The sequence below is a fragment of the Caloramator sp. E03 genome (assembly GCF_006016075.1).
In the GTDB taxonomy this organism is placed as follows: Bacteria; Bacillota; Clostridia; order Clostridiales; family Caloramatoraceae; genus Caloramator_B.
Window position 1 is genome coordinate 506,833 of record NZ_CP040093.1, and the last position, 23,028, is coordinate 529,860.

Consider the following 23,028-nt stretch of genomic DNA (forward strand, 5'->3'; position numbering starts at 1 on the left):
TCTTCTCCTTATATGTTCATCAATATTTTTTCATATATTCCGTCTGCATCTAATCCATATTTTTTATACAATATTGCAGGAGCTCCATGGGTTACAAATTCATCTGGAAAGCCAAGCCTTATTAGCTTTCCTTTATAGTTTTTCTCACTTGCATATTCTAAAACTGCACTTCCAAACCCTCCTGCAATTACCCCATCTTCTATGGTAATTATGGTATTATATTTTTTAAAAATGCTCTCAAGAAGTATAGTATCCATTGGCTTTATAAATCTACAATTTATAAGTGCTGCATTTATATTATTATTGATTTTTAGTCTATTCAAAGCTTTAATAGCAAACTGAATCATTCTTCCAACAGCCAAAACTGCAATATCATTACCATCTTTTAAAATTTCCCATTTTCCTTTTATAATAACCTCATCTTCATTAAAAGGGAAAGTAACATCAAAGTCTCCTCCCCTTGGATAACGTATAGCAACAGGTTTATCATACTCAAAGCACCATCTTAACATAATTCTAAATTCATTTATATCCTTTGGAGATAACATTGTAATATTTGGAATAGATCTTAAGTATGCTATATCAAAAATTCCCTGATGAGTCTCTCCATCTTCCCCAACTATACCAGCTCTATCTATTGCAAATACAACAGGAAGATTTTGAAGACATACATCATGTATAATCTGATCATAGGCCCTTTGAAGAAAAGTTGAATAAACAGCAAATACCGGTTTTAAACCATTTGCAGCAAGCCCTGCTGCAAAGGTTACAGCATGCTGTTCTGCTATACCTACATCAAAAAATCTTGTTGGAAATTTATTTTTAAATTCATTTAGTCCTGTGCCATCAGGCATTGCAGCAGTTATTGCAACAATATTTCTATTTCTTTGAGCAGCTTTAATAATTTCCTCTCCAAATACTTTTGAATAGTTTGTTTTTACAGTAGCTATGTTTTCTCCAGTTTCTATTTCAAAAGGACCTATTCCATGAAATTCTTCTGGGCTTTCTTCTGCAAAGCAGTACCCTTTTCCTTTTTTAGTAATAACGTGAATAAGAACTGGTCCTTTTTTATTTTTAGCCCTTTCTAAAACTTCACTAATCCTTTGTATATCATGACCATCAATTGGCCCTAAATATGTAAAACCCATTTCTTCAAATAGCATTCCCTGAACAAGTAAATATTTTAAGCTTTCTTTTAATTTTTCTGCACCTTTATATAAATTATTCCCTACTGTAGGAATTTTTTTCAATATTAATTCTAAATCATCTTTTAAATTTAGATAGGTTGGATCTGTTCTTATTTTGCTTAAATAAGCAGCTATGCTTCCAACGTTTTTTGATATTGACATCTCATTGTCATTTAAAACTACAATTATGTTAGTATTTGAAATACCTGCTTCATTTAATCCCTCAAGGGCAAGACCTCCCGTTAAAGCCCCATCTCCTATTACAGCAACAACATTATACTTTTCATTTTTAATATCCCTTGCTTTAGCCATGCCAAGAGCAGCAGATATTGATGTACTACTATGACCTGCTGCAAAAACATCATAAGGACTTTCACTTGGCTTTGGGAAGCCACTAAGTCCTCCATATTTTCTTAAAGTACTAAATCTATTTTTTCTTCCTGTTAATATCTTATGAACATAAGATTGATGACCTACATCCCAAATTATTTTATCTTCAGGCATATTAAATACTCTATGAAGAGCTATTGTAAGCTCAACTACACCAAGATTAGAGGCAAGATGGCCCCCTGTTTTTGAAACAGTATAGATTAAAAAATTTCTAATTTCTTCAGCAAGTTTATAAAGTTCATCTAATTTTAATTTTTTTAATTTACTTGGAGAATTAATTTCATCTAACAAATTCATGATTCATACCTCGTCAGTATTTTTTCCTTTTCATTGATTCTATAAACCAAGCTACTCCATAAACAATATTATTGCTTTGAGATATTGCAAAATTCTTCCCTATAGCCTTACCACAAACTGTTAGAGAAGCAATAGTAGCACTTATAGCTAATGTTAGTATAGTTTTATTTTTTATGTTTATAATATCCATCATCTTGGTAATAATTACAGCGCCTGTAGCACCACTTACTACCCCGCATATATCACCAATAACATCGTTACAAAAATTTGATACTTTGTCAGCATTACGTATTAAAAATACTGAAGTTTTGGCTCCTTTCACTTTTCTTGAGGCCATAGAATGAAAAGGAACTTCATCAGCCGCTGTAACTGAAACTCCTATTATATCAGATAAAATACCTATTAGAATAATTATAATCAAAATAACAAATGCAATAAATATTCCGACATTGGAAAGCAAAACATTAGAAATAAAACTAATAAAGGACGAAATTAAAAAAGTCCATAACGTTATTCCTATTATCCATTTATAATTTGTACCTTTACTTCCTGATTTTTTTATATAAAACTTTATTTTTTTATTTTTCCCTTTTTCCTTCATACTAATAACCTCTATGTATTGTCCAAGTGGTAGAAGAAAAGGTTAAGTTTGCGGCTTAGGTCCAGCAGGCTTTCCCACTTTCAAGACCTCAGCGTCGCCGCTGTGGCGGTTTCCCTTTAACCAAAAGTCCATATTGTTACCATATATGGGGCTGGATTACCACTTAGTCCACACTGCAATCCCTTTTCTCCCTCCAAAGGAACAGTCTAGGAGTTTTCCTCAACAGCTTAGTCTATTATTAGCCTCTTTTGCAAAGTTGGTTTCCTATAGCAATAACATAAAATTCTGGATCCGGGAATTTTATGTCTGATCTATCCTCCACCAACTTCGCTCAAGGCAGGCTACACTGCACGCAGCTATATACCGCAATGCAGGTTTAATCCCATGCCGTACTTTTAAAGCACGTACATAGGTCTCCGCGAGGGTAGGGTCGATTGCGCATGCCGTTGCGGTCGCCCCATCCCCCTTACTCCCAGCACCAACCCACTACTGGGCGTAGCGAGCCAGCACAAGGAACTTCATCGATGTGCCCTTTGACGGATTTTTAGCCCCGTCTTCATAATAAACTTAGCTGACTAGAATACTGCACCACTTGGAACAGATTATTATTCTATCATAACTTAATCATCATAACAATATTTCATTCTATGCAATAATACCAATTATTATCCCTAAAAGAGCTCCTGCAATAACTTCTATTGGCGTATGTCCTATTAGCTCCTTTAATCTCTCTTCTCTAATTCCATTTTCCTTTATAATATCATCTATTATTAAATTTAATATCCTTGCTTGATTTCCAGCTGCTCTCCTTACACCAGCTGCGTCATACATAACTATTAAGGCAAAACATAATGCTATAGCAAATTCTGGGCTGTCGAATCCAACTATATATCCACACTTTACTGCCAAAGCTACTGAAAATGCTGAATGGGAACTTGGCATTCCTCCTGAGCCTATTATCCTTGAAAAATCTACTTTTCCAGCTGTAAAATAAGAAGTAAAAATTTTGAGAAATTGTGCTACTGCCCACCCTAAAACTGCAGCTATTAATATTTTATTGTTTATTATTTCACGCAACATCAATTCCTATCACCCTTAGCTTTCTCTATGAAGCAAATAATCAGTAAGATTTAAAAGGAAGCCACTATTATCAATAATTTTAGCACTTTCTGTAGCTTTCATAGAATACTCTTTTGCAATTTTTTTTGATTCTTCAATCCCTAAGATGCTTACAAATGTAGATTTATTTTTCTGTTTATCAGCTCCCGTATTTTTCCCAAGCTTTTTAATATCTCCTTCATAATCAAGTATATCATCAACTATTTGAAAGGCAATCCCAAGGTCTTTTCCATACTGCAAAACTGTATTATACATATCTTCTCTTTCAGCAATTATACAACCACAAAGACATGAAGCTGTAATCAACGCTCCTGTTTTTTTTCTATGCATTTCGTACAGAGTATCTAAATCTATACTTTTGCCTTCACTTTCTATATCAATAACCTGACCTCCAACCATACCTGTTATCCCTGATGCTTTTGCAATAGTATATGCAGCCTTTACATAGCTTATTTTATTCTTTTTAACAGCTATATCAAGCATAATCTCAAATGCATAATTTAAAAGTCCATCACCTGCTAATATTGAAATTGCTTCTCCATACACCCTATGATTTGTAGGCCTTCCCCTTCTTAAATCATCATCATCCATTGCTGGAAGATCATCATGTATTAAGGAATAGGTATGTATAAGTTCTATTGCACAAGCAAATTCCAATATATCATCAATTTTTCCACCTAATGCCTCACATATAGAAATTGATAGTATTGGTCTTATCCTTTTTCCACCTGCAAGAAGGCTGTAATTCATTGATTCTATTATTTTTTGGGGAGCGTTCTTATCTATTATTCTTTCAAGAACCATATTTACTAAAGTCTGTTTTTCTATTAACTCTTTTTCAAAATCCATAGTTACTCCTCCTTTAAAGCAAAGTCCTCTTCGAAGGTATTATCATCTTTGCCTTTAACTATTATACTTATTTTTCTTTCAGCTTCATCAAGCTTCTTATTGCAAAAATCGGCAAGCTTCATACCTTCTTCAAATAGCTTTAAGGACTCCTCTAAGGAAAGATCATCCTCCTCCATTATATTCGAAATTTCCTCCAGCCTTTTTAACGCTTCTTCAAAGCTCTTATCATTTTTATTTCTTCCCATAGATATCCTCCATAATCTTCTCCACCTTACATTCTACAACTCCATCACTAAGGTGAAGATTAATATTATCATCAATGTGAAGCTTTTTTACGCTTTTTACTATTTCTCCTTTACTCTCAATATATGCATATCCCCTTAATAATACCTTTGCTGGATTTAAGGCATCAAGCTTATTCAAAACTGCCTCAAGATGTTTTCTATCAATATTTATTCTGTTTTGAATATTGCTTAGTATTTTATACTGAAGAACATCTACATACTGCTGACTCTGCCTTATTAAGTTTTCAGGAGATTCTGAGTTAAGTAGTCTAATCAAATCCTTTACTTTATATCTATTTTCTAATATCTTATCTTGCAAATTCGAAAACATTATGTTTTCTATGCTTTTAATTTTATATTTTAAATCATCATAACAAGGGACAGCCATCTCAGCAGCATGAGAAGGAGTTGATGCTCTAAGATCAGAAACAAAATCTGCTATTGTAAAATCCGTTTCATGCCCAACAGCAGAAATTACTGGAATTTTACTTTTATATATTGCCCTTGCAACAATCTCCTCATTAAAAGCCCATAGCTCTTCAATTGAGCCTCCTCCCCTTGCTATTATTATAACATCAATATCATCTCTTGTATTAAAATATTCTATTGCCTCAACTATACTTTCCTTAGCTCCTTCCCCCTGAACCTTAGCAGGATATAATACTATATTTACATTATAAAATCTTCTTGAAGAGACATTTATAATATCTCGTATAACTGCTCCCGTTGGAGATGTCACAACTCCTATTTTTTGCGGGAACACAGGTATAGGCCTTTTTCTTTCCTTGTCAAAAAGCCCTTCTTTCTCAAGCTTATCCTTTAATTTTTCAAAGGCAACATACAGGTTCCCTAATCCATCCCTTTCCATACTACAACAATATAATTGATACTGGCCATCCCTTTCATATACTGAGATATACCCTGTTATTATTACATTCATTCCATCCTCAGGCATAAACTTTAAGAACTGATTATAGCCTTTAAACATTACACATTTTATTTTGGCTTCTTCATCTTTTAATGTAAAGTACATGTGTCCAGAAGAGTGAAATTTAAAATTTGATATTTCTCCTGTTACTGTTACATTGCATAATTCTATATCATTTTCAATTATATCTTTTATGTATTCAGTTAAAGTAGAGACTGTAAAAGGTTTTTTATTCATAATTATTAAAAGCCTCCAAAACATTTTCAATTAGCATTGTCGTTGTCATAGCTCCAACTCCTCCTGGCACTGGAGTTATATACGAAGCCTTTTCAAGCACTTTTTCAAAATCCACATCACCTTTTAATTTACCATCAACCATAGTTGTTCCCGCATCTATTACTACTGCTCCTTCCTTTACCATGTCAGCAGTAATAAGGCCGGGTTTTCCAACAGCACTTACTATTATATCACATTCTAAAAGTTGAGATTTCAAATTAAAAGTCTTTGAATGGCATATCGTAACCGTTGCATTATTATTTAAAAGCATCATTGCACAAGGTTTTCCTACTATATTGCTTCTTCCAACTACAGCTGCCTTTTTCCCAGAAATTTCAATACCATAAGCTTTAATAAGCCTTATAATACCTTTAGGAGTACAAGGCAATAAGCATTTTTCCCCTCTAAAAAGCCTTCCTGCATTTTCTGGGTTAAAACAATCAACATCCTTACGATAATCAATTATACTGGCAATTTTATTTTCATTTATATGCTTTGGCAAAGGAACTTGTACAAGTATTCCATGTATATCTTTCCTTATATTTAATTCCTCAATAAGCCTTATAAGATCTTCCTCTTTTGTGTTCATTGGTAAATTATATGTAACAGAACCAAGCCCCGTTTGAATACATACTTTTTCTTTATTTTTAACATAAGCTGCTGATGAAGGATCCCCTTCAACTATAATTGTTGCAAGAGTTGGTTTTACTGCCTTTTCAGCTTCTATTTTCCTTATCTCCTCTGCAAGTTTTGCTCTTATTCCTTCTGCTATCTTTTTTCCATCCATTATAATCCCCACATCAAATACCTCCCTGATTCATATATCCAATATAGGCAATCCCTACTGCGTTATCCGAAGCATATTTAGGATCGCCAAAAAAAACAAGATTATAAAATCTTTTTGAAATATAGTTTCTTAAAAATTCACTTGATGCAACCCCTCCCATTATTAAAACAGGAAGGTTATATGTCTTTAAAATATTGTTTATAGTTTTTTCTATTGTTTTAGAGATGCAAAGCATTGCTGCATAGCATATCTCATAAGGATTATAGCCCATATTTATATATTTTAGTCCTAACGTTTCCTGTCCTGAAAGATTAAATTCTAATCCATCAACCCTTGATGGTATTCTAAGGCCAGCATCATCTTTAGACATGGCAAGTGAGTCTACATATTTACCTGCAGGAAATTCAAACCCTAAAGCTACGCCAATTCTATCAATAAACTGACCAAGGCTTATATCCTTAGTCCCTCCAATTTTCTTAATAAAATAACCTTTGTCCCTTTTTATGTGTAAAACTTCTGAAGTCCCTCCAGATAGATGTAATGCAACAAATTCTTTATATTCAAAATCTATAGAACGGCAAGCCGCTTCAATATGCCCCTCCTGGTGTGTTGTATAATAAATATTTATATTATTTGTATATGCAATAGCCTCTGCTATACTTTGTCCTGCTTTAAATACTGGCATATATGATTCTTCAATAGGTCTTGGCTTTATACTAACACATACGGCATCAAGATTGCTAACAGATTTATCATTTAAAATAAGAGGCAAATTATTCACATGCTGAAAAAGGGCTTCAGATTGCCTCAAGCCCTTTTCTCCAGTCTTTATTTTAAGAAGTTTTCTGGTATCATAAACTATTTTACCATTATCAACAACTGCAACAGAAGTCGTATAATTGCTTGTATCAATCCCTAAAACCCTACACATTATTTTATCTCCCTTAGTATATTGCCAAGTACTCCATTAATAAATACCCTTGATTCATCCGTGCTGTATTTTTTTGCAAGCTCAATAGCTTCATTTACTGCAACAACATTTGGAACATCTTCCCTATAAAGCATTTCATAAACTCCTAGCCTTAAAATTGCAAGATCAACCTTTGCAATTCTTCCCATCTTCCACCCAGGTTTTAAATATCTTTCTATATAACCGTCAATTTCTTTTTTGCGATTTTCGACTCCTTCTAAACAGTTTTTTAAATATTCAACATCATCCTTTGAAAGCTCTAATTCGCTATTTTCAATGAAACTTTCAAGTACCTCTGATGCATTTGAATTATTAACATTCATCTGGTATATCAATGTCATCGCTGTTTCCCTTGCAAGTTTTCTACTCATTAGTATTCCTCCAATTATTTCCATTCATCAGGTAGTATTTTTTGAATTGTTTCTACTATACTCTCTTTATTATCTATCTTTTTTCCAATATAATACCCTATAAATACACATATTGCAATAAATAATGCTTTTAAAAATCCAATAGTTAATATGAATATTGCAAGGATAAATCCTACAATTGCTCCAATAAACTTTCCCCGGTTATTGTGGAAGATATTTAACAACACTTCTTTCCACATTTTAACACCTCACTATTCAAAACGAAGCTTTGTATTTTGAGCTATATCCTCTATAACAACTTTTATCTCTCCTACCGGGATTTCTGCTATATTTTCTATATAGTTTTTAACATTTTCTTGTACATTTTTAATGGTACTTGGTATATTAATATCAGGAACTACCAAAGCCTTTATTAATATGTTCATATTATCCTTACCCGGTTTTACAAAAACTTTAGCATCCTTTATTCCTTTTGTCTGTTCTATAGTTTTAAGCACAAGAGATTTAATTGTTTCATTAGATATGTACATATCCCCTTCGGGCATACTTTTTAATACTCCTATTTTAGGGCTTCTTGAACCAATAAAAATTGAAATTATGAAATACATGTTTATTATTATTAATAGTAAAAGAATTATAAAATAGTACCACTTATAAACTCCATAGAGGTTATTTAAAAATTGTAATGCCCTATTATAATTAACATAATTTAAAGGCATAAGCATAAGCAGACCATAAAAGCATGTAAGGGCAATAATATATAGAATAAGCAAAAACTTATTCAAACTATTCATAAATTCATCTCCTTTGTAATTTAAAATTAACCCTCCAAAAATAGAGGGTTAAAAATACTACTTTGTTTTTTTAGGGATTTCTTCTTCCTTAGATTCTCTTTGTATGTTTATTCCCTGTACATGTATATTTACTTCAACAACTTTAAGGCCTGTCATTGTCTCAACAGCTTTTTTAACATTTTGCTGTACTTCCCAAGCAACTTCAGGAATTCTAAATCCATATTCGATTATAAGAAAAAGGTCTATAGTAACTTGTTCTTCACCAAGCTGCACCTTTATTCCTTTATTTGAAGATTTCATCCCAAACTTTTCTGCGATATCATCTGTAAATCCTCCACTCATTCCTGCAACTCCCTTAACTTCAGTTGCAGCAAGAGATGCTATAACATTTACAACCTCTGGTGCTATCTTCACTTCTCCTACTTCACTTATAATAGTTGTATTTTCATCCACCTTTACCACCTCCTGCAAAGAAAACTATAACTTAAGTCTACATCTATTATAGCAAAAAATCAATAATTTTACAAAACTATATAATGCGGCGAAAAGCTTACTTTTGTTTTTCGCCGCATTACATAAAGCATTATTGTTTTGCTTTTATGGTTATATTAGATGGGGAAATATGAGTTGTTCTTACAATTATATCCTTTAGCTGATTAGCCTGTTCATCTGTTAATTGTTCATTTGTTTTTACACAGAGCTCAACCCCATTATCATCAATAAAGCATATTGCATCCTCAAATCCTCTTTCTTTAACAAGAGTTTCAACCGTATTTTCTTTATTACCCCAGTCTAAAAGTTGCATAAGCTTTGTAGAAGCAACTGCTTTTGCTTCTTTATTTGCCTGATTGTCACTGATTATCTTTTCATATTCCTCCTTCATAGCACTTCTTTGATTATCTCTTCCCATTCTTGATTCAGCAAAGAAGTTTGTTGTCTGACTTTTAGAAACTGACTTTGAACTTACAGCATTTGTATCTTGAACAGTATCGTTAAATCTCTTTGCAAACCATCCTGCACATCCAATAAGTACTATTAAAACAGCAATTATAATTGTTTGACGTCTTAAGTTTGACATAATATCCCCCCATTATTTATTCTAAATAATTATATGAAAAAGCCTTTGACATTATACTACTTTTTCATAGGCATAACAGATACTTTACTTGCAGGTATATTAAGTACTGTTTTAACAGAATTTAGAATCCTTTCTTTTACTTCAGAATTACCTGCTCCTTCTGCAACAACTATTACTCCTCCTATGGAAGGATTAACCTGCTTTATAATATATGGCTTGCTAGTTCCTCCTTCATTAATCAAAACAACATTTTCATTTTTACTAATTTCAGTAGTTGTTCTAACTCCTCCTTGACTATCCTTCTCCTCCACTTTTCTATTTGTATCGTTTATATTTAAAGCTGGTACTGATTCACTTCCTCCTTCGAAGTATATCATAACCGATACCTTACCGACACCTTGTATTTGAGATAATGTATCTATAAGATCCTTTTTTACTTTATCTTCAAAACTTGCTGAAGTTGCAATAATGTTTGAATTAGTATTAACTTCAACAGAATTTTTTATATTATTAACTTTTTTTGTATTAAGCTTAACTATAATATCACCTATTAATATCAATAATACTCCACATAAGAATAAAATTAATAAATAATATATGGCTTTTTTCCTATCCTCATTTAATTTTTGTAAAATCCTTTTAAAATTCATCTCCACCCCTCACTTTACAAATTTAATAGAAGAAGAATTTATATTATATTTTTTTTCAAGCAATATGATAACTTCCTCATCCTTAAACTTATATTCATTTCTACTATTTTGTCCTATTACAACTTTATCTACGGATTTTATAGTTGAATTATCTTCTTCTAATTGAAGCTCTATGTATTTTATATTCACAAATCCATATATATCTTTATTATTACTCTCGTCAATAACAATATTTGTTACATTATATCTTTTTTTAGTAGCATCATATATATCCTTCTCGATACTCTCTTTTAGTTTCTCTTTAAAAACCTGTTCTGTTTGCATCCTAACTTTTTTTTGTATATCACCTTTATTTGAAATCAAAGCATCCGTATCCATTTCATTTTGATAATTCAATATATATGTTTCTATATCGCTTCTTCTATCAAAAATTTTAAATATTGGTGTTAATATTGTTATTATTACTATTAGCCCTGTTATGAACTTAGCATATTTTTTAAAACTGTTTTCAGGCATAATAAGATCAATAAACGCTAAAAACAACACCATAACCGTAATCGACAAAATATATTTTTTTAAAATCTCCAACATAACATCACCCTGCAAATACAATTAACCTTCCTGTCTGAGCTATTATTGTTATCATAATAAAAAACATAACCGCTACAGAAAGAACACATACAAATATCATAGTGATAGAACTCCCGACAGCACTAAGACAGTTTATAACTTTACGATCTACAATTGGCTCCATAACAGCACTTACAAATTTATATATAAGGGCTATTAATATAATTTTGATTAAAGGAAAAATACAAATAAGAAAAAGTATAATAAGCCCTGCTACGCTTACTGCATCCTTTAATATAAGGGAATATCCTGCAACTGTTGTAACCGCATCAGACAAGCATTTTCCAACAACGGGAATAAAATTATCAACAGCAAATTTAGCTGACTTTACTGCAACTTCATCAAAGGTTGCTGATGTATTTGATCTTATAGTTACTACGGCAGTAAAAATAGTCATTATAAAGCCCAATATCCAAAGGTTTATCTGCCTTACAAGGTCAGCAAGTTTAGATATCTTTAGTTCATCGCTAAGATTATTAACTATATTAAGCATTACAATTACCATAGTAATTGGAATTATTAAATCTCTTATTATATCACTTGTTATCTTTATTACAAACATTAAAATAGGATCAAGGGTTGCTGCTGATACAAATCCTCCAACTGCCGCTAAAAGAACAATTAATGCAGGCATTAGAGCATTCGTAAATTCTATCATATCATCGATTGCTTTTTTTCCAATATTCATTGATAGCATAAGGCTTTTAATTATTATTATTACCATTATAAGGTAACACACGTAATAAGCAATTTTTGATATTCCTTGGCTATCAAAAGCATTTTGTATATTTTGAAGTACTGCACACAATATACCTATAAATAGAAGTTCTACAAAAAGCCTTGAATTTGCAATTATTTCTTTAAATAATGCTTTTAATAAGCCTTGTGAAATAGTCTTTAGTGATAAACCTGTTGAACCTGTTGCTTTATATGTATCTATCATTTTAGAAAAGCTTATATCCGGCAAATAATTTTCTTCCTGTTGCAATCTTTGAGAATAGACCTCAAGTTTTGAAATATCAAAAAGAGTATTTTCATCTACTTGAGCATAAACTTTATAATTTAAAAAAAATAAAAGGGTTAAAAATATAAATAAAAATCTTCTCATCATAATTTTCACCTATGGCATTATTTTCAAAACCATGTCCATTACAGCCATCAGTATAGGAATGGCAAGGGCAATGATCAATATTTTACCTGCCATTTCTATTTTTCCAGCAATTGAAGTCTGGCCTGCATCCTTGCATATCTCAATACCAAAGGATGCTATATATGCAATTGCAATTATTTTAAGTACTATATTAATATAAGTAAATTCAATGTTAACTTTCGCTGCTATTTGCTGAAGAGCTTGTATTACAACAGTAATTCTGCTAATCATCATAAGGAATATTATAATACCTGCAATAAGGCTAAGCTCCATTGCAATTTCAGGCCTTTCATCCTTTAGCAATACTACAATTATTGTTGAGATTATGCCAATAATAACAATTTGTATTATCTCCATTAAATCACCTTCTACAATTGGAAAAGAGTTTTTATACTATCAAAAAGCTTGCTTATAAGTCCTATTACCATCATAAGAACAACAACAAGGCCTGTCAGTGTAACAATGGTTGCTTGTTCATCTTTCCCCAAATTTTTCAATATCTTATCAAGTATAGCTATCAAAATACCAACGGCTGCTATTTTGAAAATAAGCTCAACATCCATAGATATTCACCTCTTTTAAATTAAAATTATGACTATTAATATACCAAAGGAAACTCCAAGATATTGATAAAGCCTTTCTTTTTTCTTTTTAGCTTCTTCAGCATTTTTTTCAAAGGTTTTAAGTTTCTCAAGGGTTATATTAAAATTCTTTTTTTGAGCTTCCAAATCTCCAATTCCAAGAGTTTGCATAAAAGTTCTAATTACCTCAATCTCTTCATCTTCTAAATAAAGCTCTGACTTTACTAATTCTAAAGATTTATCAAAGGCTTGTATAATACCTTCAACTTGTTTTTCTTTCAAAAGATTACTAATAGTAATAAGCAACTTCTTAACAGCCTCACTACAGCCTAAGGAAACATTATAGAATGCTTCAGTTACAGGTGTTGATTTAAATACAACTTCAGATTCGAGCATATTTAGTATATACTGTATGTCTCTAATCTGGCTTATCCTTTCAGAAAATACCATTGAATATAAAAAGCCAATAGTAGATGTTGATGCAATTATAATTATGCTTCCCAAAACTTTTAACATAGAACCCCTCCTTTTTCTTTAGCTATTAAAAACTCAAAATGTTTTCAATAGTTCCTGGTCCATTTTTTCTGCTAAGTATTACAATCCTTTCAAATGCTCTATTTTCCATAAGCCTTTTAATACCAGGCTTATTTAAAACTTCATCAATGTCCTTTCCATGTACTGTTGCTATTACTTTTACTCCTGAATTTATTGCTTCTTCAATAGCTTCAGCATCCTTTAAACTCCCTATCTCATCAACTGCTATTATCTCTGGAGACATAGATCTTAGCAACATAATCATTCCTTGCACCTTTGGGCACGCATCTATTACATCTGTTCTAATTCCGACATCCTTCTGAGGTATTCCAAGATAACATGCTGCTATTTCAGATCTTTCATCAACAACTCCTACTTTATATCCTCTTAAATCTATATTTTCACATCCATAACTTAAAATCCTTATTACATCTCTTAAAAGAGTAGTTTTCCCACATCCTGGAGGAGAAGCAATCAAGGTATGCTTTATACCATCTGAATATATTTTTTTAACTAAACTCATTCCGCAACCTTTGACTTCTCTTGCAATCCTTATATTTAAACTTGAAACATTCCTTACCGTTTTTATTCTATTTTCTTCAAGTATTGTTCTGCCAACAATTCCAACTCTATGTCCTCCTTTTAAGGTTAAAAATCCTTGTTTTATTTCTTCCTCAACAGCATATATGGAAAAATCGCTCATAAGTTGAAGCGTTCTATCTATATCATCCTTTTCAACAATATAAGCCTTTGAATAATTCTTATTTAATCCATTTTCACAAATAAAATAATCTGTTCCATTTTTAAATACCATAAGTGGCTTCTGTACCCTCATCCTTATTTCTTCAATTCCACATATTTCATTAAAATTAAGCTTACCTAATTCTCTTACTATTTTTTGTGGAAGAAGCGGTAATACTTCTCTTTGAAGTATCTCTGAAATAGACTTATCATCCGTTTCATTCATGGACATGTCCCCCTTTCTTAATATAATGTTTATTATCATCCCTAAAAATTTATAACAAAATATTATATTAAAAAATAAAAAAACTTCCCGATAAAGCGGGAAGTCAAAATTTTTATTTATCTTTGCACTTGCAGTTATCATCATCACAATTGCATCCAAAATAAATTGGCTTATCACAGTTTGGGCATATAATTTCTTCTTCATCGTCATTAAACATTTCTTCATCAAGATAAACTGTTTCATGACAATTAGGACATTCAACTTCTACATAGCCCTCATCTTCATCTTCAAAATCGTAGTCATCATCCTCTTCATATACGTCATCCTCAAGCCTTGCAAGATCTTGATCCATTGTATCAATATATTCATCAAGTTCATTTTGATTTTCTTCAAGTATTTCTATAGCTTCTGCCATCTCATCCATTGTTTCTATTATAGCCTTAAATAGCTTACCTTCCTTACTACTGCAATCAAGATCTAGACCTTCCATTAGGCCTTTTAAATATGCTACTTTTTCTTTAACACTTTCCATTGTATTTCCTCCTTATGAATAAAATAATATTGATTAATAATAGCTAATTTATACAAAAAGCTACTACTAATCAATATTAGTATGCATTATACACGGGACATATATTCTCCTGTTCTTGTGTCTATCCTGATAACATCACCAGTATTTACAAATAAAGGCACCATGAATGTAGCTCCTGTTTCAACTGTTGCTGGCTTCATAGCGTTTGTTGCAGTATCACCTTTAAATCCTGGCTCTGTCTCTGTAACTGTAAGTTCAACAAAGTTTGGTGGTTCTACTGAGAATGCCTCTCCTTTGTAGAACTTAATAATTGCAAACATATTTTCCTTAAGATATTTAATTGCTTCTTCAACTTTTTCATAGTTTAATGGAACCTGGTCATAAGTATCCATATCCATGAAATAGTAAAGAGTTCCATCATTATAAAGATACTGCATTTCCTTTCTTTCAATTATTGCTTCTGGGAATTTTTCTGTAGGGCTGAAAGTCTTTTCTACAACTGCACCTGTAACAACATTTTTAAGTTTAGTTCTTACAAAAGCAGCTCCTTTTCCAGGTTTTACATGCATAAAATCAACTATTGTGTAAACTTGTCCATCCAATTCAAAAGTTACACCTTTTCTAAAATCTCCAGCTGAAATCATTAATATTATCCCTCCATTAGATATTATTTACTATATAAATTATTTTAAACTTAATTATTATAAATTATTAAATTTTTATATTGATTCTATAATTCTATAAGCTCTTTTATGGAATTAGAAAGTACTTTATATCCATCCTCTGTTACAAGAACTAAGTCTTCTATCCTTACTCCTCCATATCCTGGAATATATATTCCAGGTTCATCAGTAACAACCATTCCAGCCTGTAAAATGCTTTTACTAAATGCACTAAGCCTTGGCTGTTCATGAATTTCTCTGCCAACTCCATGTCCTAATCCATGACCAAACTTATCTCCATAACCTTTAATACTTATTATATCCCTTGCAACTTTATCTATTTCAGAGCAAGGCTTATTAGGACTTATCGCTTCAAGAGCAGCTTTATTTGCTTCAAGAACTATATTATATATCTCTTTTTGTTTCTCATCTGCTTTACCAACTACTATAGTTCTTGTCATATCTGAACAGTATCCTTCATATACACAGCCAAAGTCAAGGGTTAAAAAATCGCCTTTCTCAATTATCTTTTCTGTAGCAACACCATGGGGAAGAGAGGATCTTACACCAGAGGCTATTATTGAATCAAATGAGAGCTTAGATGCACCATGCTTTTTCATAAAAAACTCAAGCTCAACTGCAACATCTTTTTCTCTTATACCTGGCTTTATAAAATTTAGTATATGTAAAAAAGCATCATCTGCAATCTTTGCAGCTTTACTTATAAGTTGAATTTCATCTTCATCTTTTATCATTCTAAGCTTTTCTAGCGTACCTTCTAAATTGATTAGCCTTATTTCACCTAATACTTCCTTTAATTTTATATATTCTGAAAAACTTATCCTGTCTTCTTCTATTCCTATGCTTTTTATTTCATTATCTACAGCTATTTTTCTAATGTATTCATGTACTGTTGGAGGTTTGTATTCAACTATTTCAAAATTTTTCACCTGATTTTTTGCCTGCTCTGTATACCTTGAATCAGTTATAAAAAAAGATTTATCCTTTGTTATAACTGCAAAGCTCTCATCACCAGTAAATCCAGTAAGATAATTCCTATTTGCATCACTAATTATTAGTGCTGCATCAATTCCTAACCTTTCAAATTCATTTCTAAATTTAGCTATCCTCTTCTCTACCAAACTTTCACCCCCATGCTGTTAAATTTCAAAAATAAAACTTCAAAGCTGTTTCATGTTTATCCTAATCATAACAATAGTATTTTAGCAAATTTGTAGATATAATGCAAACTATAATTGATTTACCTTAAAATTTCAACTTTTTTCCTCTTTAATAACTTTTTTGCTATTTTTTAATTATGTTTCCTTAATACAGTTAAGAACTTTTGTATTAATTATTAACTAAATTATCACTTCCAAAATCCTCTTCTACTTCCACAGATTTTAAATAATAATAGAGTATCTGTAGATGGGCAATATAAGATTGTTCATTTCTTTTAATATCTAAGCTTTTTATTTGACAAATCCTTTCATCTTCCTCACAGCATTTAATAAAATTACATAGGTTTTCGTAACTACCTTTTATCTCTACATCAACGGGGATAGCATAAAGATTCATAACATTTATATTATCTGATTTACTGTAATTTTTTATTTCATAAGGTGAACTAAAATCAACACTATATAAAGTTAAGCTTAAAGTTTCACAAAAAGATTTTAATCTGTTTATTATTTTAGAGTTATCTTCGGACTTTGGAATATATAAACTTAATTTTATTAACTCATCAGAATAATTTTCATATATATTTGAATTCTTTTTTTCTTCTAATATTTTAATTTTAAAATTTAAGTCTTTTATTTTATTCATAATAGGTGAAAAATAGTAAATATAATATATGTATAATATTGATAAAATTATGGTTGTTGAAAATAAAATTCTCTCTCTTTTAGTCAAACCATTCATATTTTCACCTTTTTAAAAAAATATTTATAAAGAATTTATATTTGTTTTTTGCTATTTCGTATCTTATATTCTCTGGCCTTATTATTTCACCTTTATAAACATTTTCAAGGTTATTTATGTAGTTACTTATTAAATTGTAATCTAAAACTTCTCCTTCTAAAGTTATTTTTTTATTTATATAATAAATAGAATTAATATTTATGTTATTTGGTTTACACTCATGTATTTTTGTAATTAAAGAAGCCAAGTTCATTTTATTATCTTTTAAGCTCATATATAAATCTTTATAAAATTTATAAGTATTCTCATTACTCTCTTCGTATTTGTACGTTTTTTCCAATTTATCTGCCTCATGTTTTGTTATTTTAAACCTATAATATGGAACATACATCATAAAAAATAAAATAATTCCAAAAGCAAGAATATAAATGACTACTCTCTTTTTATTTTTAATCAAATATCTGTTTTCAATTATAATATCCTCTGCGAAATTTACATCATACATAGTTTCACCTTCTTAAAAGTATCCCTATATTACTTAAATATTTACCACTTTCTATTTCATTACATATTTCAATTAACTTAAACCTGAAAAATCTTAAATAAAGACAGGTATTATTTAAATACATAATAGCTCTTTCTTTGCTTTCATTTGAACCTTCAATAATATCCATTTTTAAGCTTAATTTTTGGGATATTCTAAAGCATAGATCAATCATTGTTTTTGATACAGCAAAAGTCTGTACTTCTAAATTTTTTTTATAATGATTTTTATAATCTTTTAAATAGATATTGTAATCATTAATAGTGGGACCTATATATTCTTCCATTTCAAAAAGAACGTTTTTTATTATATATTTTTTATTCATAGTTGGTAAAATGATAAGTTTTGTTATTAAGTTTCTATTATCTATGACATATCTAACAATTTTTGGTTTTAATCTTTTTTCATTTATGATATTTTTAATTGCATTTACAATTTCTTCCTCATTATATTGGTCTAATAAATTAATACAATATCCGTATTTTATACTTAGTTTAAAAAGGTTTTTTTCTGCATAAACTATATTTATAAAATTATCACCCAAATAAACTGATATAATTCCTTTACAAAACATAAACCCTCCTATTATTTTGTAACAGGTTCAGTTATAACCTTTTTAATTTCGTATTCAGTGCTCTTGTGTCTTCCCAATGAATCTATTATATACTCAACATAATTCCCTTTTATTGTAGATGTAATCTTAATAATACATGTACATTCACAATCTTGTTTTTTATCAGTAAATTCAACATTATTATCCTTTACTATCATATAGTATGTAACATTTACAGGATTTGCAGGGTTAAACTCTTTTACTTTTTTTATTCCAAACTCAATTCCTGCTTCAGCATTATATAAAGACTGCTGTTTAAAAATTATATTTGAATTAATTTTATAATTTATTATGGTTAAATCTATTATTTTAAGTAAAAAAGTCATTATAGGTAATAATAATATAATTACATATATTACTGCAGAGGCTTTTTTAGTCATAAAAATCACCTCTGCTCAATACATAAAAGGTATTAGAATAACTCCCAAAATAAAGAGTTAAAGTATATAATCTATCTTTCATCTTTTTTATTTGTATTTTAGTAATTCCTGAAGCTATCTGCTGTGAATCAGTATCAAACCTTAATATGTTATTTTTTATATATACTCTTTTACCATCAATAAAAAAATTATTATCTTCTATTCTAATATCATTAGATTTAATAATATTTTCATAAAGGAAATCAGCAGCAATATTCATATTTTCCTGTATATTTGTTATATCTTCAATTTTATATAAAAATATATTATTATAAGATATAAAATCCAACATGTAAATTGTAATAAAAGAACATATCATAGCAGCTATTAAGGTTTCTATTAATGAATATCCTTTCCTCTTCATTATTTTCTCCCTATTTTAATACCAAAAGCCTAATTAAAAATTCTTTTTTTATAGAGAAAACACTTACATCAATGCCATCCATATAATTACAATTTATATTTTTTATAGTAACTCTATACTTTTTTCTGTTATCAACAATATGTTCATCTTCAATAAGATTTATAAATTTATTGCTAATTTCATTAACATCATCACCACAAAAAGACATATTTTCAATTGGAATTTTTAAATTACTACTTTTAAACATCTCACATATTGACCTTGCTATGTAAAAAGCTTCTTCCTTTTCTTTAACAATTTTATTTATTTCTATTGCTCTGTTTTGAATATTAAAGATATTAATTAATATAAAAGAGATTATAAAACATAGTAAAACTATTTCTATAAGAGTAAACCCTTTATATATTTTCATCTGTTCACCTTCATTATCCTTGTATAGCCAATTGTCAAGGTTATTGCCTCTTCTCTTCCTGTTTCTTTATCAACTAAAGTTATTGTACACGGCGGATTAACATTACCTTTAGGATAAAAAGTTAGCTTATTTTCACTATTTAGAATACTAAACGTACTTTTGTTCCTGCTTATAAAAACATTTTTGGGAAGCTTTACATGTTTTAGTACCATTGATGAAGATATATTTGTACCAATAGCATATATCAAATATTCATTATATTCTCCCTTACCATTATCATTTAAAAATATCACTCTAACAGAAGTTGAGTTTTTACATATCGCTTGCATTTTAGCATATCTTAAATCCCCTATAAGCTCTTCACAGGATAGGCTAAGCCTATCTTTTAAAATATACGGTTTGACCTTAGGATAACATAGAGAAAGCATCATAATAATTAAAAAAACAGTAAATAGAATTTCTATTAAAGTAAATCCTCTCTTACTGTTCATTAAAATGACCTCCATTTATCTTTTAAAATAATATCCATCTAATTAATGTTTTATACTTAAATAAAAATAAAAAACAATTAAATAGTTACATAAATATGTCCTAAAATTTAATATAACCCCATAAATCTGCATAACCAATTTTACATGGCTTTTTTAATAGAGCCTATCTTACATTATCAGATTTATGGGGGTTATTAATTTTTTAAGCTTTTTAAATGATGTAATCTGATCAAAGCATTAGCTTATTTATATATAAATTAATCATCTTTTCACCCCAGAAAACAGTAAATATAGAGGCTATAGATATAAAAGGTCCAAAAGGAATAAAATCCTTTCTTGATTTTATTTTTAAAACTATTAAAACAATACCTACTATTGCTCCTAAAACAAATGATAAAAAAAGCATTATTATAGATAATTTAAATCCAAGGTAAAGACCAGATACAAAACAAATTTCAACATCACCCCATCCCATACCTTTTGTTAAAATTACTATTAAAGCTATTATTCCTGCAGAAAATGCTGCACCTAAAATATTGCTTAAAATTATATTATTGTGAAACTTAAGTAAAGTAAAAGCAATTCCTGTTATGATGCCAAATACAATTGTATTAAAGTAAACATCTGTAGTTTTTAAATCTATCATTCCAATTACAATTAAAGTAGAAACAAAAACTGCATATTTAAAAAAATAAAAAGATAATCCATATTTATAATAAAGACTAACAAAAAGTATTCCTGTAAATGCTTCTATTAAAGGATACATAACAGAAATTTTTTCATTACAAAACCTACATCTACCTTTTAAAATTATGTAACTTATCACAGGAATTAAGTCATACCATTTTATTTTATTACCACAGCTTGTACAATGAGATGGTGGATAAGAAATGGACTCATTATTTGGTATTCTATAAATACATAAGTTTAAAAAACTTCCTATAACGAGTCCATATATAAAAATTATTATGCCCATTATAAAATCTACTCCCCTATTTGCCATCATTTTTTATAGTATTTCTCATCATTTGGATTTTCTATAAAATCCTTTAAATCTTTTATTGTGCTTACTTTAAAAGGAAACTGTTGTGGCCAATTGGTTAAATATTTTTTGCTCTGATCATCCGGCATAAGCTTTCCTTTTACATTTTCAAGGGTATCTGCATCACTAATAGCATTATCTTCATCATTTTCAACGTTGTAAAGCTCAACAGCGCTTATAATAGTTTTAGCATCAGATAAAAACATTGCTTTCTTTGCACTTTTTGAGTAATTACCTATTCTTGGCACAATAGCAGATAAAATAATGCCAAGAATTGCAATAACTGATAGCAATTCAATAAGGGAGAAGCCTTTATGTTTATAAATCATAAACCAATCGCCTCCTACCCCTATTATTGCCATGTATGTTAATTTTATTCATATTTACCATTGACCTATAAATTCATACATTTGAAAGATAGGCATTACTACTGATAAGACAATAAATCCAACAACCCAAGATAAAAAAATTATTATTATTGGTTCAATAATTGAAACCATTCTCATAGAACTATTTTCAACCTCAACTTCATATATATCAAAACATTTCTTAAGCATTATATCAAGATTACCTGATTCTTCACCAGTTTTTATAATATTTATTATTGTTGAGGGTACAATTTTTTCTACAGCAAAGGCATCAGCCATGTTGCTTCCTTCTTTTATCTTATTTAGCACATTTTTAAGAGATTTTTTTAATAATATATTTTCTATTGTTTCTATACATATATCAATACTTTCTACTATAGGTATGCCACTTGAAATAAGCATTGAAAAAGCTCTGATAAAATTAAGCCATTCAACATTTCTATATATAGGAATTCTTAATTTTATTGAATTTAAAATTATAGCCATTGTTTCATTATCAAATATATATTTGATAGCAACCAAAAAAATCAGCAAAGGAATTACTATAACTAAGCTATTATATCTTACAAAATTACTGATACTAAAAAGTAACCTTGTTGAAAAAGGTAATTCCATTATATTAAACTGGCTAAACAATTTAATAAAAGAAGGTACAACCTTAAATATTAATACATTTATTACAATAAAAGCAGTAATTGCCACAAAGGACGGATAGATTAATACTTGCTTAATTTTTTTCTCAAACCTTTGCTTCCATTCAAAATACTCTGCCATTGACTGCAATGTTTCATCAAGCTTTCCACTGCTTTCCCCAACACTTATCATTTTAATTAATATCTCTGGTATTACATTATCTATACAAAGAGCACTTGATAAATTCATTCCTTTTTTTATATTTTCAACTACTTCTTCAAAATAATCTTTATAAACAAAGCTTATATTATACTTAATTATTTCAAAGGCTTGTATTATGTTAATGCCAGCACCATTAAATAAAGCTAATTGCCTGCAAAACAAAGCTAATTCTTTATTTGTCATCTTATTAGACTTTAGAAACATTAATATACTTCTTCTTTTACCTTTTTTAATATAAAAAGGATAATATCCTATATTTCTTATTATTTTCATTGCATTTTTTTCATCTTCAGCCTTTAGCTTTCCTTCTATTGTAATACCATTTAAGTTTTTTGCTTTATATTGATATACAGGCATTAG

Annotated in this window: 33 protein-coding genes; all 33 read right to left on the reverse strand. The window is 29.7% G+C overall.

Annotation, left to right across the window (positions count from 1 at the left end):
• Nucleotides 1–8 precede the first annotated feature (8 nt).
• The gene (dxs, locus tag FDN13_RS02645; protein WP_371414840.1) at nt 9–1,877 is read right to left on the reverse strand and encodes a 1-deoxy-D-xylulose-5-phosphate synthase; all 1,869 of its coding nucleotides are present in this window, start codon (nt 1,875–1,877) and stop codon (nt 9–11) included.
• Nucleotides 1,878–1,887: 10 nt separating this feature from the next.
• Nucleotides 1,888–2,475, reverse strand: coding sequence for a hypothetical protein (locus FDN13_RS02650; RefSeq protein ID WP_138978771.1), 588 nt, complete (start codon nt 2,473–2,475; stop codon nt 1,888–1,890).
• Between the two features lie 645 nt (nt 2,476–3,120).
• On the reverse strand, nt 3,121–3,555 hold the full coding sequence (locus FDN13_RS02655; RefSeq protein ID WP_138978772.1) for a divergent PAP2 family protein: 435 nt from the start codon (nt 3,553–3,555) through the stop codon (nt 3,121–3,123).
• A 15-nt stretch (nt 3,556–3,570) separates the two neighbouring features.
• Nucleotides 3,571–4,443: a polyprenyl synthetase family protein gene (locus FDN13_RS02660; RefSeq protein WP_138978773.1), complete on the reverse strand. Its 873-nt coding sequence runs from the start codon at nt 4,441–4,443 to the stop codon at nt 3,571–3,573.
• Between the two features lie 2 nt (nt 4,444–4,445).
• Nucleotides 4,446–4,688 carry an exodeoxyribonuclease VII small subunit gene (gene xseB / locus FDN13_RS02665; protein WP_138978774.1) on the reverse strand — a complete coding sequence of 81 codons (243 nt, stop codon included), beginning with the start codon at nt 4,686–4,688 and terminating at the stop codon, nt 4,446–4,448.
• Nucleotides 4,675–5,892: an exodeoxyribonuclease VII large subunit gene (gene xseA / locus FDN13_RS02670; protein WP_138978775.1), complete on the reverse strand. Its 1,218-nt coding sequence runs from the start codon at nt 5,890–5,892 to the stop codon at nt 4,675–4,677. The genes xseB and xseA overlap by 14 nt, the downstream gene beginning before the upstream one ends.
• Nucleotides 5,885–6,730, reverse strand: coding sequence for a bifunctional 5,10-methylenetetrahydrofolate dehydrogenase/5,10-methenyltetrahydrofolate cyclohydrolase (locus tag FDN13_RS02675; RefSeq protein WP_138978776.1), 846 nt, complete (start codon nt 6,728–6,730; stop codon nt 5,885–5,887). Before FDN13_RS02675 ends, xseA begins: the two co-directional genes overlap by 8 nt.
• Before the next feature lies 1 nt (nt 6,731).
• Entirely contained in the window at nt 6,732–7,649 is a 918-nt protein-coding gene (locus FDN13_RS02680; RefSeq protein WP_138978777.1) for an O-sialoglycoprotein endopeptidase, read from the reverse strand.
• Nucleotides 7,649–8,059 carry a transcription antitermination factor NusB gene (gene nusB, locus FDN13_RS02685; RefSeq protein ID WP_138978778.1) on the reverse strand — a complete coding sequence of 137 codons (411 nt, stop codon included), beginning with the start codon at nt 8,057–8,059 and terminating at the stop codon, nt 7,649–7,651. The genes FDN13_RS02680 and nusB overlap by 1 nt, the downstream gene beginning before the upstream one ends.
• Before the next feature lie 14 nt (nt 8,060–8,073).
• Nucleotides 8,074–8,298, reverse strand: a complete 225-nt coding sequence (locus FDN13_RS02690; protein WP_138978779.1) for a DUF2273 domain-containing protein — start codon at nt 8,296–8,298, stop codon at nt 8,074–8,076.
• A gap of 12 nt (nt 8,299–8,310) precedes the next feature.
• Nucleotides 8,311–8,853, reverse strand: a complete 543-nt coding sequence (gene amaP / locus FDN13_RS02695) for an alkaline shock response membrane anchor protein AmaP (RefSeq protein ID WP_138978780.1) — start codon at nt 8,851–8,853, stop codon at nt 8,311–8,313.
• A gap of 57 nt (nt 8,854–8,910) precedes the next feature.
• Nucleotides 8,911–9,306: an Asp23/Gls24 family envelope stress response protein gene (locus tag FDN13_RS02700; RefSeq protein WP_138978781.1), complete on the reverse strand. Its 396-nt coding sequence runs from the start codon at nt 9,304–9,306 to the stop codon at nt 8,911–8,913.
• 130 nt (nt 9,307–9,436) lie between these two features.
• Nucleotides 9,437–9,931 carry a SpoIIIAH-like family protein gene (locus FDN13_RS02705; RefSeq protein WP_138978782.1) on the reverse strand — a complete coding sequence of 165 codons (495 nt, stop codon included), beginning with the start codon at nt 9,929–9,931 and terminating at the stop codon, nt 9,437–9,439.
• A 56-nt stretch (nt 9,932–9,987) separates the two neighbouring features.
• On the reverse strand, nt 9,988–10,581 hold the full coding sequence (gene spoIIIAG / locus FDN13_RS02710) for a stage III sporulation protein AG (RefSeq protein WP_138978783.1): 594 nt from the start codon (nt 10,579–10,581) through the stop codon (nt 9,988–9,990).
• A 9-nt stretch (nt 10,582–10,590) separates the two neighbouring features.
• Nucleotides 10,591–11,172 carry a stage III sporulation protein AF gene (gene spoIIIAF, locus FDN13_RS02715; protein ID WP_138978784.1) on the reverse strand — a complete coding sequence of 194 codons (582 nt, stop codon included), beginning with the start codon at nt 11,170–11,172 and terminating at the stop codon, nt 10,591–10,593.
• 4 nt (nt 11,173–11,176) lie between these two features.
• Nucleotides 11,177–12,319 (reverse strand): stage III sporulation protein AE, encoded by a 1,143-nt coding sequence (spoIIIAE, locus tag FDN13_RS02720; RefSeq protein ID WP_168190046.1) that lies wholly within the window; start codon nt 12,317–12,319, stop codon nt 11,177–11,179.
• Between the two features lie 12 nt (nt 12,320–12,331).
• Entirely contained in the window at nt 12,332–12,718 is a 387-nt protein-coding gene (gene spoIIIAD / locus FDN13_RS02725; protein ID WP_138978786.1) for a stage III sporulation protein AD, read from the reverse strand.
• Nucleotides 12,719–12,729: 11 nt separating this feature from the next.
• Entirely contained in the window at nt 12,730–12,924 is a 195-nt protein-coding gene (spoIIIAC, locus tag FDN13_RS02730; protein WP_138978787.1) for a stage III sporulation protein AC, read from the reverse strand.
• Between the two features lie 15 nt (nt 12,925–12,939).
• Nucleotides 12,940–13,458: a stage III sporulation protein SpoIIIAB gene (gene spoIIIAB, locus FDN13_RS02735; protein ID WP_138978788.1), complete on the reverse strand. Its 519-nt coding sequence runs from the start codon at nt 13,456–13,458 to the stop codon at nt 12,940–12,942.
• Between the two features lie 25 nt (nt 13,459–13,483).
• A complete protein-coding gene (spoIIIAA, locus tag FDN13_RS02740) occupies nt 13,484–14,443 on the reverse strand; it encodes a stage III sporulation protein AA (RefSeq protein ID WP_207670903.1) in 960 nt (319 codons plus the stop codon).
• A 112-nt stretch (nt 14,444–14,555) separates the two neighbouring features.
• Nucleotides 14,556–14,975, reverse strand: coding sequence for a CD1247 N-terminal domain-containing protein (locus FDN13_RS02745; protein WP_138978789.1), 420 nt, complete (start codon nt 14,973–14,975; stop codon nt 14,556–14,558).
• An 86-nt stretch (nt 14,976–15,061) separates the two neighbouring features.
• Nucleotides 15,062–15,619, reverse strand: a complete 558-nt coding sequence (gene efp, locus FDN13_RS02750; RefSeq protein ID WP_138978790.1) for an elongation factor P — start codon at nt 15,617–15,619, stop codon at nt 15,062–15,064.
• 86 nt (nt 15,620–15,705) lie between these two features.
• Nucleotides 15,706–16,779: a M24 family metallopeptidase gene (locus FDN13_RS02755; RefSeq protein ID WP_138978791.1), complete on the reverse strand. Its 1,074-nt coding sequence runs from the start codon at nt 16,777–16,779 to the stop codon at nt 15,706–15,708.
• A gap of 208 nt (nt 16,780–16,987) precedes the next feature.
• Complete coding sequence (gene pilO / locus FDN13_RS02760) at nt 16,988–17,464, reverse strand: type 4a pilus biogenesis protein PilO (protein WP_168190047.1); 477 nt, start codon at nt 17,462–17,464, stop codon at nt 16,988–16,990.
• A gap of 100 nt (nt 17,465–17,564) precedes the next feature.
• A complete protein-coding gene (locus FDN13_RS02765) occupies nt 17,565–18,065 on the reverse strand; it encodes a hypothetical protein (protein WP_138978793.1) in 501 nt (166 codons plus the stop codon).
• 4 nt (nt 18,066–18,069) lie between these two features.
• On the reverse strand, nt 18,070–18,678 hold the full coding sequence (locus tag FDN13_RS02770) for a hypothetical protein (RefSeq protein ID WP_138978794.1): 609 nt from the start codon (nt 18,676–18,678) through the stop codon (nt 18,070–18,072).
• An 11-nt stretch (nt 18,679–18,689) separates the two neighbouring features.
• Nucleotides 18,690–19,097, reverse strand: coding sequence for a hypothetical protein (locus tag FDN13_RS02775; RefSeq protein WP_138978795.1), 408 nt, complete (start codon nt 19,095–19,097; stop codon nt 18,690–18,692).
• Nucleotides 19,090–19,500 (reverse strand): hypothetical protein, encoded by a 411-nt coding sequence (locus FDN13_RS02780; RefSeq protein ID WP_138978796.1) that lies wholly within the window; start codon nt 19,498–19,500, stop codon nt 19,090–19,092. Before FDN13_RS02780 ends, FDN13_RS02775 begins: the two co-directional genes overlap by 8 nt.
• 10 nt (nt 19,501–19,510) lie before the next feature.
• The gene (locus FDN13_RS02785) at nt 19,511–19,912 is read right to left on the reverse strand and encodes a type II secretion system protein (RefSeq protein WP_138978797.1); all 402 of its coding nucleotides are present in this window, start codon (nt 19,910–19,912) and stop codon (nt 19,511–19,513) included.
• A complete protein-coding gene (locus FDN13_RS02790; protein ID WP_168190048.1) occupies nt 19,909–20,403 on the reverse strand; it encodes a GspH/FimT family pseudopilin in 495 nt (164 codons plus the stop codon). The genes FDN13_RS02785 and FDN13_RS02790 overlap by 4 nt, the downstream gene beginning before the upstream one ends.
• 229 nt (nt 20,404–20,632) lie before the next feature.
• Nucleotides 20,633–21,379, reverse strand: a complete 747-nt coding sequence (locus FDN13_RS02795; protein ID WP_138981004.1) for a prepilin peptidase — start codon at nt 21,377–21,379, stop codon at nt 20,633–20,635.
• 26 nt (nt 21,380–21,405) lie between these two features.
• Nucleotides 21,406–21,774 (reverse strand): type II secretion system protein, encoded by a 369-nt coding sequence (locus FDN13_RS02800; protein WP_168190049.1) that lies wholly within the window; start codon nt 21,772–21,774, stop codon nt 21,406–21,408.
• Between the two features lie 54 nt (nt 21,775–21,828).
• Nucleotides 21,829–23,025 (reverse strand): type II secretion system F family protein, encoded by a 1,197-nt coding sequence (locus tag FDN13_RS02805; protein ID WP_138978800.1) that lies wholly within the window; start codon nt 23,023–23,025, stop codon nt 21,829–21,831.
• Between the last annotated feature and the right edge of the window lie 3 nt (nt 23,026–23,028).

Bases quoted from the DNA above. Each gene is read 5' to 3' on its own strand.
- FDN13_RS02650 (WP_138978771.1), bottom strand. From the start codon at position 2,475: ATGAAGGAAAAAGGGAAAAATAAAAAAATAAAGTTTTATATAAAAAAA.
- FDN13_RS02655 (WP_138978772.1), bottom strand. From the start codon at position 3,555: ATGTTGCGTGAAATAATAAACAATAAAATATTAATAGCTGCAGTTTTA.
- FDN13_RS02660 (WP_138978773.1), bottom strand. From the start codon at position 4,443: ATGGATTTTGAAAAAGAGTTAATAGAAAAACAGACTTTAGTAAATATG.
- xseB (WP_138978774.1), bottom strand. From the start codon at position 4,688: ATGGGAAGAAATAAAAATGATAAGAGCTTTGAAGAAGCGTTAAAAAGG.
- xseA (WP_138978775.1), bottom strand. From the start codon at position 5,892: ATGAATAAAAAACCTTTTACAGTCTCTACTTTAACTGAATACATAAAA.
- FDN13_RS02680 (WP_138978777.1), bottom strand. From the start codon at position 7,649: ATGTGTAGGGTTTTAGGGATTGATACAAGCAATTATACGACTTCTGTT.
- nusB (WP_138978778.1), bottom strand. From the start codon at position 8,059: ATGAGTAGAAAACTTGCAAGGGAAACAGCGATGACATTGATATACCAG.
- FDN13_RS02690 (WP_138978779.1), bottom strand. From the start codon at position 8,298: ATGTGGAAAGAAGTGTTGTTAAATATCTTCCACAATAACCGGGGAAAG.
- amaP (WP_138978780.1), bottom strand. From the start codon at position 8,853: ATGAATAGTTTGAATAAGTTTTTGCTTATTCTATATATTATTGCCCTT.
- FDN13_RS02705 (WP_138978782.1), bottom strand. From the start codon at position 9,931: ATGTCAAACTTAAGACGTCAAACAATTATAATTGCTGTTTTAATAGTA.
- spoIIIAG (WP_138978783.1), bottom strand. From the start codon at position 10,581: ATGAATTTTAAAAGGATTTTACAAAAATTAAATGAGGATAGGAAAAAA.
- spoIIIAF (WP_138978784.1), bottom strand. From the start codon at position 11,172: ATGTTGGAGATTTTAAAAAAATATATTTTGTCGATTACGGTTATGGTG.
- spoIIIAE (WP_168190046.1), bottom strand. From the start codon at position 12,319: ATGAGAAGATTTTTATTTATATTTTTAACCCTTTTATTTTTTTTAAAT.
- spoIIIAD (WP_138978786.1), bottom strand. From the start codon at position 12,718: ATGGAGATAATACAAATTGTTATTATTGGCATAATCTCAACAATAATT.
- spoIIIAC (WP_138978787.1), bottom strand. From the start codon at position 12,924: ATGGATGTTGAGCTTATTTTCAAAATAGCAGCCGTTGGTATTTTGATA.
- spoIIIAB (WP_138978788.1), bottom strand. From the start codon at position 13,458: ATGTTAAAAGTTTTGGGAAGCATAATTATAATTGCATCAACATCTACT.
- spoIIIAA (WP_207670903.1), bottom strand. From the start codon at position 14,443: ATGAATGAAACGGATGATAAGTCTATTTCAGAGATACTTCAAAGAGAA.
- FDN13_RS02745 (WP_138978789.1), bottom strand. From the start codon at position 14,975: ATGGAAAGTGTTAAAGAAAAAGTAGCATATTTAAAAGGCCTAATGGAA.
- efp (WP_138978790.1), bottom strand. From the start codon at position 15,619: ATGATTTCAGCTGGAGATTTTAGAAAAGGTGTAACTTTTGAATTGGAT.
- pilO (WP_168190047.1), bottom strand. From the start codon at position 17,464: ATGAATAAAATAAAAGACTTAAATTTTAAAATTAAAATATTAGAAGAA.
- FDN13_RS02765 (WP_138978793.1), bottom strand. From the start codon at position 18,065: ATGTATGATGTAAATTTCGCAGAGGATATTATAATTGAAAACAGATAT.
- FDN13_RS02770 (WP_138978794.1), bottom strand. From the start codon at position 18,678: ATGTTTTGTAAAGGAATTATATCAGTTTATTTGGGTGATAATTTTATA.
- FDN13_RS02775 (WP_138978795.1), bottom strand. From the start codon at position 19,097: ATGACTAAAAAAGCCTCTGCAGTAATATATGTAATTATATTATTATTA.
- FDN13_RS02780 (WP_138978796.1), bottom strand. From the start codon at position 19,500: ATGAAGAGGAAAGGATATTCATTAATAGAAACCTTAATAGCTGCTATG.
- FDN13_RS02785 (WP_138978797.1), bottom strand. From the start codon at position 19,912: ATGAAAATATATAAAGGGTTTACTCTTATAGAAATAGTTTTACTATGT.
- FDN13_RS02790 (WP_168190048.1), bottom strand. From the start codon at position 20,403: ATGAACAGTAAGAGAGGATTTACTTTAATAGAAATTCTATTTACTGTT.
- FDN13_RS02795 (WP_138981004.1), bottom strand. From the start codon at position 21,379: ATGGGCATAATAATTTTTATATATGGACTCGTTATAGGAAGTTTTTTA.
- FDN13_RS02800 (WP_168190049.1), bottom strand. From the start codon at position 21,774: ATGATTTATAAACATAAAGGCTTCTCCCTTATTGAATTGCTATCAGTT.
- FDN13_RS02805 (WP_138978800.1), bottom strand. From the start codon at position 23,025: ATGCCTGTATATCAATATAAAGCAAAAAACTTAAATGGTATTACAATA.